The organism is Gordonia sp. HS-NH1 (assembly GCF_001418765.1).
In the GTDB taxonomy this organism is placed as follows: Bacteria; Actinomycetota; Actinomycetes; order Mycobacteriales; family Mycobacteriaceae; genus Gordonia.
Genome location: NZ_LIYC01000070.1, coordinates 406 through 9202 on the forward strand (window position 1 = coordinate 406; position 8797 = coordinate 9202).

An 8797-nucleotide genomic window follows, 5' to 3' on the forward strand; every position below is an offset into this window, starting at 1 on the left:
CATCCGATCCAGGACGGTTCATACACCCTGACCACCGGATGATTAACCGGTTGGCGCCGGTGAGGGTGGTGGCGGGTTGCGGTCGCCGGGTTGGGGTATCGGAAAGGTCATCGACGGGCTCGGTGGGGCCGGTGGTGCGAGCCGGTTTTGGGGGTTGGCGCGCAACGCGGCCTCAGCTGCGGCTAGGGGCGCGGAGGCTCTGTCGCGGGCTTGTTGTTCAGTCACAGGCTTGCGGCCGTCGACAGGGACGAGGGTGTACCACTTCTCTGACTCGAGGTAGCGGGTGGCGAACAGGTACCACTGGCCGACCTTGAGAGGTCTGTCGCCGTTGACGGAAATGTAGACACCGTCTTTGACTCCGCCTTGCTGGTTGACTACCACGCTCTCGGGGACTTCACCTTTGATCGCCGTTTTGGTGAGCACGCTGTACTGAGTTTCGGGGAGTGGCCCGAGTGCCTTGGTGCCGGCGGCTGATTCGACGCGGCCGGTGAAGACGTGCGTCGAGATCGCCATCAGGTTGCGTAGGTCAGAGGTGTCGGTGATCGAGTCCGCATGGGCGGTCGAGGTGGCCGTGGCCGATTCGAGGGGAGGGATGCCCTCATTGACGGTTTGTTCGCCGCACGCGGCCAGGGTGGCAGCGGCGAAGATGCCGACGATGCCGAGCGTGAGGGCCGCCGGTCGTGTTGCTCGGTGGTTGGTGGTCATCAGAATCCCCACTTGTTGTGGTAGAGGTCGCGGGTGAGCCCAGTGGGCGTGTAGGACGTTCCGCGGGCCCCGTCATTATCTGCCATCAGGTCGTTGGAGCAGGTGTGGAACAGTCCCAGTGCGTGCCCAATCTCGTGGGCGATCACCCCCGCTCTCCTCGCCGATGAGTAGCCCTGCACGTAGTGCATGTTGATCTGGATAGTGCTGGTCAGCGGCGCGTTGTAGCGCGTGTGCAGCCCAGACCAGCTCACATCGGATCGGTTTTCCGTCGAGATCGCCACATCGGCAACCTCGAACACACCTACCGGCGCGACCGTGATAGGACTGAGTTGGTTCCAGGAGTTCACCGCAGATTGCAGCTCGGCGCCGTAGAGGAAACCGCCGCCGGTGCTGTAGGCGAGGCGCTGCCCATCGACGTCGTTGTTGGGTAGGAAGTAGCCGCCGACGCCCGTGTCCTTGTAGAGCACAGTGCCGCCCTGGAAGTCTTGCGCCCAGACCGAGCAGGTGGTGGTGCGGGTGTCTTCAGTGGGAAACTTGAATCGCCCGTTCTCCCAGCCTGAATCGGCCCAGACGTCGCGGATTCCCAGCCACACGTTTTTAGCTCCGGTCGTGGCCGAGTAGTAGATCGACCCGGCCACCATGTGATTCGCGCGCCCGCCGTTGACGCCGAACTCGCGGGTGATCGGATAGCCCAGATACCCAGTCTCCCAACCTACTCGGCCCCACGCATCGCGAATAAGTCCACCGATCTGGTTGGCATGCCCGCCGGCCACGGCGGAGTGCCAGTAGATCGAGCTGTTCTTGACGAACTTCTGAAACTTGCCGCCGTTCTGGGTGTTTGACTCGGGGATGGTGGCGTTGCCGAAGAAGTTGTAACCACCGGCTTGTTCGTATTCCTCGTGGATCTTCCCGTAGATCCAGTAACCATGGAAGACGTCCGCGCGTACCGCGCCTGCGCCGATCCACATTAATGCGGCAATTACTAACGAGGCCAGGGCAATACCAAACCTACGCACCGTCACCACCTTCACTCGCCCCCCAAGACCAGCAAGTGGTGGACACGCTATCTGCAATGTGTGATCTACGTCAACGAAAATCGGGTACCGCAGATCACTTCGGCACTCCTGCCTCGCACCTACCTGCCCGACTGATGTAGCGGGACGCTGTGGTGACTTTGTCGGCCTCGAGGGCCCGGCCCGTCCAGGTGACCTGACGTGTGAGCGGGAGAGTGTGTCGAGGTTGAAGCTCATTTGCGCGCGGCAATATACGCAGTGGATACTTGTTAGAGTTGTATAATGTTGTATAGTTTTAATCATGGCTGAACAAGGTTTTCTGCGAGTCGCGGAGGCGGCTGCTTATCTCGGGGTGTCCGCCCAGACGCTGCGGCGATGGGATCGTGACGGCACCTTGCCTGCGCTGCGGCGCCCCGGCAGTGATTACCGGTATTACCGGCGCGCCGACCTGGAGCCGTTCCGGCTGGAGTATCGCCGTGCCCAGGAGGCCGCCGCGGCTGGCGCCAACAGCAGTGTGTTCGTCACCGCCAACGCGGACGTCGAGGCCAACGCGGCGTTGCGGGAGCCACAGCGCGAGGCCCACCGTGCTGTGCGCGAGCACTTCGCTGAGAACGCCACCCCGGCGATCGTGCAGATTCCAGTCGGGTGCGGCAAGACCGGCATCATGGCGACTCTGCCCTTCGGCATCGCCCGTGGTCGCACGCTGGTGATCACGCCGAACTTGACGATCCGTAAGGGGGTCGCCGATGCCGTGGACATCACCAGCCCGCAGTGTTTCTGGACCAAGTGTCGGGTGTTGTCGGATTTCACCGCAGGGCCGTGGATGGCCGTCCTGGACGGGCCAAACGCCAACGTCCACGACGCGATCGAAAGTGACTTCGTGGTCTGCAACATCCAGCAGCTGGCCAGCCAGGCCGACCGGTGGCTTCCGCAGTTCCCGGAGGACTTTTTTGACATGATCCTGGTCGATGAGGGCCATCACGCTGCCGCCGAAAGCTGGCAGAAGGTGTTCCGGCGCTTCCCCAATGCCAAGGTCGTCAGCCTGACCGCCACCCCGTTTCGCTCCGACCAGCAGCAGCTGCACGGCGACATCGTCTACCGGTACCCGTTCACCCGGGCGATGATCACCGGCTACATCAAGCAGATCCACTCCCGCAACGTCGCCCCCGCCGAGCTGTACTTCACCTACCGTGACGACACCCGCCGCCACACCCTCGACGAAGTCCTGGAACTGCGCGAGGAGGCCTGGTTCCGCCGCGGCGTGGCGCTGAGTACCGAGTGCAACCGCCACATCGTGGAGGCCAGCATCCAGGCGTGTGACCGGATGCGCGCCCAGACCGGTATCCAGCACCAGATCATCGCCGCGGCCTGCTCGGTCGACCATGCCCGCCAGGTCGCCGCGATCTACAACGAATGCGGATACCGCGCGGCCGAGATCCATTCCGACATGGACGAAAACGACCAGGACGCCGTCATCGCACGGCTGCGCCAAGGGCAGCTCGACTGCGTCGTGCAGGTGCAGATGCTCGGTGAGGGCTTCGACCACCCGCGCCTGAGTGTCGCGGCGATCTTCCGGCCCTTCCGCAGCCTGGCGCCCTACATCCAGTTTGTCGGCCGGGTGATGCGCGTGGTGCAGGAGGCGGCCCCCGAGCACCCCGACAACCAGGGCCACATCGTGTCCCACATCGGACTCAACAACGACGCCCGCTGGTCAGAATTCCGCGAACTCGACCTCGATGACCAAGCCTTGGTGCACGGATGGGTTGCCGGCACCACCGACGATGACGGCGATGGCAACGGTGATGGCGAACCGCGTGCCCGCCGATTCGACGAGGGCATGCTCGTCGACAACGAGATCCTCACCGACTTCGTCGAGCAGACCTACCTTGATCCCACCGACGACCGGGTCCTCGACGAGATCTTGAACCGCGAAGTCGCCCCCGGCATTCGTGTCGGCGACGTCGTTGACCGCGAGCAGCTACGCCAACGCCTGCTGGCGCAGCAGGCAGCAGCCGCACCCCCTGCGCCGCAGCCGATCCCGGTCTCCCCGCAGCGGGCACGACAATCGGCCAAGACCCGGGTCAACCAGCGCACCAAGGCGGTCGCCAACCGAATTCTGGCCGACCTCGACCTCCCGACCCGGGGTCACCAGCTGATGGCCGTCACGGGCGGCCCGCGTCAGCACAACACGGTCATCGCAATCCGCCGTCTGGCCGCGGCGATCAACGAGGCGGTGGGCATGCCCAACGGCACCCGCGGCGAGTGGTCGGGCGAGCAGTTGACCACCATCTTCGAACGCATCGACAAGATCGCCGACACCGTCCGCGACACGTTGAGATCCCAACTGTCCCAACGCGGGTAAAACCTCACCCGTACCGTGCCCCAAAGGAGTCAGCATGCCCACCACCAAAGCGATCCTGCGCCACGTCCGTGTCGAGACGCCCCGCACGAATCACGAGCGTCCGTGCGCCGCCCACCGCAAAGGCAAGAAGGCCCACTTCATCCTGGCCGGTGACACCCACCTGGTCATCACGGAAAACGACAAGGCGATCAGATACTGCCCGCCGGCGGCCGCCGAGATCCTCGACGTCGCTCAACAGGACCTCGCCACGCTGCGCCAGCAGCTCGGCCTGTGACGCCGACGGGCCTATGTCTATCTGGCTAGCTAAAGCCCTGTCCCCCAGCATTTTTCAACTGGTAACGGGACGTGTTGAACTAGGGCGAGTTGCAAGAAGCAGTCCTGATCGACAAGGTCTATCCCAAGCCCCAATCGGTCCATGCCCCGAGTAGCGCGATCACTCCGGCCGTTACGCCAGCCGCGAGCGAGTACGCCCAGCCAGCCCAACGGGTGCGTGCCGGGAGCATAACCGCGATCCCGGGAAGGAGTAGCACCGCCCATGCCAGCAACCACGGAACCCAGTACGTGGCGATGAGCGGCCTGTCCACCGGTGCATCCAGGGGCGCGGCGGTGGGTTCCGACAAGCCCAGCCAGCTCCGTGTCAGATGGGCGAGCGGGATCACGACGAACATCCCGACTACGAAGCCGATGATAGCGGCGGCGACGACCTGGGCCTTGCCTGCACGCGATACGGCGAAAGTGGCTACCATCGACCCACCTTACGGTGAGTCCCGGCTCAATCTATGGCACCGAGGGCCGGTTCGTAAGAGAACTTGTTTAGCGCGAAAATCTCATCCGCAACGGCGGGTTCGTCTCGCGGGAGTCGGTGTACCGGCTGGGCGACTACGGTCCCGATCGCCGCCTGAACAACTGGATCGCTCCGTTCAACTCGATCTACGAGGAGCTGGTCGAGGACCGCGGTCTGGAGTCGGAGACCCTTCCGGTCGCGGCGGTGTACGACCGAGCGGTGAGCGGGTACCAGCGGGCACGCGGGTACCGCGTGTTCCAGGGGATCGTGCGACTGGTCCGCGAGCGCGAGGACCGCCTCACGCAGGCATAACCACGTATGAGCGAAAGCCTCCCGCTGCCTGGGATGTCCGGGCAGCGGGAGGCTTCGTTCCTACTTACCGCTTGGTGAGGCTGTAGCCGAGGGTGTCGGCGAGCATCGTCAGGAGCTGGTGGGCGTTAGGCAGGTGGGCCTCGGCCATTCGTGCTGCAGCTCGTTCGCAGTCGGAGTCGTCGCCGCACAGGCATTCTTCGCTAAGAGGGTGCTCTGAACGACGCGTTGCTGTCGCTAAGCAAGACCAACCCTGGAGCTTTCGATGACGTGGCTTCCAGGTTGTGGAAGTCTTCAGGACTGGATATGGCCATTCGCAATGGCGGTTTCGGGCTCGGCGATGCCTTCGGTGGTGATCGCAGCTTGCTGCCCGACCCTTCCAACTGGCCGGACCGTCGCTCGGGACCCCCGGATAGCACCGATGGCGAGGCTGACAGCTCGCACAGCGGTGATGGATAGTGCGTGTTCCGCTTACGATCACTCCATCGTCACCACTACAAGTGGTCTTGAGGCGGCGATGATCATGCTGACCTGGCGTTGCAGCGCGATGATGAGGTCTTAGAGCTGGTCGACAGCCCAGGAATGCGGGTACTGACGACGAGCAGTGATTCAAACTGGTTTCCGTCAACCAATGTTGACGGATCGCGGAGACACGGGCACGCTGGTCTGCATGAGGACTGGACTGGACCGCGGCGACGACGACGAGACACCAATCGAGCAGCTTTCCCGAGTCGCAGATTGGCGACGGGAGATTGCCCGCGAGGAGGAAGTCGCGGTGCGGCGGGCACGCCTGGCAGGACTGTCGTGGGCAGAGATCGGCACGCTCCTTGGAACGACGAAGCAGGCAATGCACAGGAAGTACCGCCGGGTCGGTTGAGAATTCAACGCACCAGACTCAGGTGCGGTAGGCGTGGGCTCGGTGGTCGATTCTGACAATGACGATGGTGTGGTTGGGGTCGTCGATGCGGAGCAGGATGCGATAATCGCCGCGGCGGGCGCTGTGAAGGTCTGCGAGGTCGTCGCGCAGCGGCTTGCTAAGCCGGTGGGGGTTCTCGGCGAGCGGCCCGGAGATGAATTCGATGACGGCGTGGACGATCCGGGATGGGAGTCGTTGAAGGTCGCGTCGAGCTGGGGATGCGACCTCAACCCGGTACGGGGCGGACGAGTCTGTCGGAGCGTCGCTCATTTCGGCGGCATGCCGTGTTCGGCGCGCAGGTCGTCGATGGAGACGGTCTCACCGGCCGCGTACTCGGCGTCTGCGGTAGCGACGTCGTCGCGGACGCCGGCGCGTGAGAGCCAGTAGATCGTCTCGTGCAGCGATTCGAGGTCGTCGGCCGACATCAGCACCGCGGCGGGTTTGCCGTGCTTGGTGATCGTGATGATGTCGTGCGTGCTCTCGGCGCTGTCGACCAGCGCGGAGAGCTTGTCCTTAGCTTCACCGAGTGGCACTGTCGTCATGGCTACATGATAGCCGCAATACTAGCCTTCCACTAGCCTCGTTTTTAGCCGATAATAGATATTATGTCAAGTTAGTCACTACTAGCTCATTTGATGCATCGACCTGTCCACGCTGCCCTTACCCCGCCGACCGATACGGTAGAGCCAGCCGTTCTACGACTGACCCGCATGGCTGAGGCTACTGGCCGTACGTGTAACGCAGGTTGGCGTTGATCAGGTTGCCGATGCGTTGGCACAGGTGACGCAATTGGCGGTCATCCGGTGCGGGCTGCTCCGTGAGCAGCGTCCACCGCAGATTGGTACCACTACGCCCGCCGCTCAGATCGAAGACCACTTGAGCATCCGGTCGCTTCGTCCACAACGACGACCACACCACCCGCCTGGGTCGCGCCGCTTCGAGGACCGTCGGCGCAACCTCGTCGTCGTACAGATGTAGCCATGGGCGTGACGGCTGCCTGTTCGGGCTGACGAGGTCATCGAAGACCACATGCGGCGGTGCCGGCTGGTTCTTCTCCTTCGACGCAATAGCTTCGACAAAACTCCCACCGAATCGCGGGGCACTGCAACCGCTGTCCATGGCTGCACATCTTCTGCGCGGTGTTGGCGTTCTCGCGGTGGCGGTTCGTTCGGTTCGCCACCAACGAAACATCCATCACCACACTCGGATTCATCGCCGAAGCGTTAGAAGAGATCGGTGGAGTGCCCAACAAGGTACTCGCTGATCGGATGGGTTGCCTCAAAGGTGGAGTCGTCGCCAACGTCGTCGTACCCACCCCCACGTATGTGCGGTTTGCCACCCACTACGGGTTTTCCCCGGACTTCTGTCACGGCGCCGATCCGGAATCGAAAGGGATCGTGGAGAACCTCTGCGGGTACGCGCAGTCGGATCTGGCGCAGCCGTTGTGGACCGAAGCCAAGATCGCTGCTGGTCGTGACGACGTGCAGCTGGATGTGCACGCAGCGAACCGGGCCGCGCGGGACTGGTGTGTCGAGGTCAACACCCGCCGTCACAGCGACACACTGTGCGTGCCTGCTGACCAACTCACGATCGAACGAGACACATTGAGCCCGTTGCCGTCTCTGCGGGCCCAGGTCGGTCCACCGCCGGTCACCCGTAAGGTCGATCGCCTCTCCTGTATCCGGTACGCCTCGGCCCGCTACTCGGTACCCAACCGGCTCATCGGCACCACCGTGACCCTCATCCAGGACGGTGAACGGCTCCTGATCGCCGAACCTGCCTCCGGTGAGGTGGTCGCCGATCATCTGTTGGCCGCACCCGGAGAGGTCGTCCTCAACGATGCCCACTACGGGGGGCCACGCACCCCGCCCAGTCGTGCACCACGACCCAAAACCGCAGCAGAGAAGCAGTTCTGCGATCTCGGTGAGGTTGCTGAGCAGTTCCTGGTCGGTGCCGCGGCCATCGGGAACACCCGCCTGGGCGGTGAACTCGACGACATCCTCGGGCTCGTCACCTCCCACGGCCACGAACAGGTGCTCACCGCCCTGACCAGGGCGGTGGCATTCCGACGGTTCAAGGCCGCCGATGTGCGCTCGATCCTCGATGCCGGAGCCGGCACCCCCAACCCGCGACCGGCCGGCACAGCACTGCTCGGGCACCTGCCTACCGCGCCCACCCGCTCGCTGGATGCCTACAAGCTCGGCGCCGGCGACAAGGAGGTGTCATGACCACCACAACATCGACACCCGTTGCACCTCAGACAGTGCCGCCACTACCGGCCGACCTCGACCAAGCGCTACGCCGATTGAAGCTCGCCTCGATCCGCCGCACCGCACCCGAGGTCCTGCTCACCGCGAAAACCCAGCGATGGACACCCGAAGAAGTACTGCGAACCCTGGTCGAAGCCGAGATCGCCGCTCGTGATGCCTCCAACATCCGCAACCGACTAAAAGCTGCCGGGTTCCCGGTCACCAAAACCTTGGAATCGTTCGACGTGGCCGCATCCTCCATCCCGGCCAATACCTTCGAATACCTATCCTCACTGGAATGGGTTCGAGCCCAACACAATCTGGCCTTGATCGGCCCAGCCGGGACGGGTAAGAGTCACACCCTGATCGGGCTGGGGATCGCCGCAGTACACGCCGGACACAAAGTGCGGTACTTCACCGCCGCCGACCTCGTGGAGACCCTGTATCGCGGACTGGCCG

General features: G+C 63.6%; 11 protein-coding genes and 1 pseudogene. 6 read left to right on the top strand and 6 right to left on the bottom strand.

The window, feature by feature from the left end; translation table 11 throughout:
• Positions 1-42: 42 nt before the first annotated feature.
• The gene (locus AMD30_RS23610; protein WP_055477302.1) at positions 43-705 is read right to left on the bottom strand and encodes a hypothetical protein; all 663 of its coding nucleotides are present in this window, start codon (positions 703-705) and stop codon (positions 43-45) included.
• The gene (locus AMD30_RS23615; RefSeq protein WP_189340051.1) at positions 705-1736 is read right to left on the bottom strand and encodes a reprolysin-like metallopeptidase; all 1032 of its coding nucleotides are present in this window, start codon (positions 1734-1736) and stop codon (positions 705-707) included. The genes AMD30_RS23610 and AMD30_RS23615 overlap by 1 nt, the downstream gene beginning before the upstream one ends.
• A 283-nt stretch (positions 1737-2019) precedes the next feature.
• On the opposite strand from AMD30_RS23615, the gene AMD30_RS23620 reads away from it, so the two are divergent.
• Both AMD30_RS23620 and AMD30_RS23625 read left to right on the top strand, forming a co-directional pair.
• Positions 2020-4080 (top strand): DEAD/DEAH box helicase, encoded by a 2061-nt coding sequence (locus AMD30_RS23620; protein WP_068970440.1) that lies wholly within the window; start codon positions 2020-2022, stop codon positions 4078-4080.
• 34 nt (positions 4081-4114) lie between these two features.
• Positions 4115-4354 carry a hypothetical protein gene (locus tag AMD30_RS23625; RefSeq protein WP_055477305.1) on the top strand — a complete coding sequence of 80 codons (240 nt, stop codon included), beginning with the start codon at positions 4115-4117 and terminating at the stop codon, positions 4352-4354.
• A 118-nt stretch (positions 4355-4472) separates the two neighbouring features.
• On the opposite strand, the gene AMD30_RS23630 is transcribed toward AMD30_RS23625, so the two are convergent.
• Entirely contained in the window at positions 4473-4826 is a 354-nt protein-coding gene (locus tag AMD30_RS23630; protein ID WP_055477306.1) for a hypothetical protein, read from the bottom strand.
• Between the two features lie 116 nt (positions 4827-4942).
• Here AMD30_RS23630 and AMD30_RS23635 point away from each other — a divergent pair, with 116 nt between their 5' ends.
• Complete coding sequence (locus AMD30_RS23635) at positions 4943-5176, top strand: hypothetical protein (RefSeq protein ID WP_055477307.1); 234 nt, start codon at positions 4943-4945, stop codon at positions 5174-5176.
• Positions 5177-5843: 667 nt separating this feature from the next.
• The gene (locus AMD30_RS23640; RefSeq protein WP_055477311.1) at positions 5844-6050 is read left to right on the top strand and encodes a hypothetical protein; all 207 of its coding nucleotides are present in this window, start codon (positions 5844-5846) and stop codon (positions 6048-6050) included.
• 18 nt (positions 6051-6068) lie between these two features.
• On the opposite strand, the gene AMD30_RS23645 is transcribed toward AMD30_RS23640, so the two are convergent.
• The 3 genes from AMD30_RS23645 to AMD30_RS23655 all read right to left on the bottom strand — a co-directional run bounded on the left by AMD30_RS23645 (position 6069) and on the right by AMD30_RS23655 (position 7208).
• The gene (locus tag AMD30_RS23645; protein ID WP_055477308.1) at positions 6069-6359 is read right to left on the bottom strand and encodes a type II toxin-antitoxin system RelE family toxin; all 291 of its coding nucleotides are present in this window, start codon (positions 6357-6359) and stop codon (positions 6069-6071) included.
• The gene (locus tag AMD30_RS23650) at positions 6356-6631 is read right to left on the bottom strand and encodes a type II toxin-antitoxin system Phd/YefM family antitoxin (RefSeq protein ID WP_055477309.1); all 276 of its coding nucleotides are present in this window, start codon (positions 6629-6631) and stop codon (positions 6356-6358) included. Before AMD30_RS23650 ends, AMD30_RS23645 begins: the two co-directional genes overlap by 4 nt.
• 178 nt (positions 6632-6809) lie before the next feature.
• Complete coding sequence (locus AMD30_RS23655) at positions 6810-7208, bottom strand: hypothetical protein (protein WP_231632835.1); 399 nt, start codon at positions 7206-7208, stop codon at positions 6810-6812.
• Here AMD30_RS23655 and AMD30_RS23660 point away from each other — a divergent pair.
• Positions 7205-8317: pseudogene (locus tag AMD30_RS23660) on the top strand (Mu transposase domain-containing protein); the annotation flags it as partial. The gene AMD30_RS23655 and the pseudogene AMD30_RS23660 sit on opposite strands and share 4 nt — an antisense overlap.
• Positions 8314-8797 (top strand): ATP-binding protein (locus AMD30_RS23665; RefSeq protein WP_197282840.1); only part of this gene is annotated, 484 nt, incomplete at its 3' end. The pseudogene AMD30_RS23660 and the gene AMD30_RS23665, both read left to right, overlap by 4 nt.

Bases quoted from the DNA above. Each gene is read 5' to 3' on its own strand.
- AMD30_RS23610 (WP_055477302.1), bottom strand. From the start codon at position 705: ATGACCACCAACCACCGAGCAACACGACCGGCGGCCCTCACGCTCGGC.
- AMD30_RS23620 (WP_068970440.1), top strand. From the start codon at position 2,020: ATGGCTGAACAAGGTTTTCTGCGAGTCGCGGAGGCGGCTGCTTATCTC.
- AMD30_RS23625 (WP_055477305.1), top strand. From the start codon at position 4,115: ATGCCCACCACCAAAGCGATCCTGCGCCACGTCCGTGTCGAGACGCCC.
- AMD30_RS23630 (WP_055477306.1), bottom strand. From the start codon at position 4,826: ATGGTAGCCACTTTCGCCGTATCGCGTGCAGGCAAGGCCCAGGTCGTC.
- AMD30_RS23640 (WP_055477311.1), top strand. From the start codon at position 5,844: ATGAGGACTGGACTGGACCGCGGCGACGACGACGAGACACCAATCGAG.
- AMD30_RS23645 (WP_055477308.1), bottom strand. From the start codon at position 6,359: ATGAGCGACGCTCCGACAGACTCGTCCGCCCCGTACCGGGTTGAGGTC.
- AMD30_RS23650 (WP_055477309.1), bottom strand. From the start codon at position 6,631: ATGACGACAGTGCCACTCGGTGAAGCTAAGGACAAGCTCTCCGCGCTG.
- AMD30_RS23655 (WP_231632835.1), bottom strand. From the start codon at position 7,208: ATGGACAGCGGTTGCAGTGCCCCGCGATTCGGTGGGAGTTTTGTCGAA.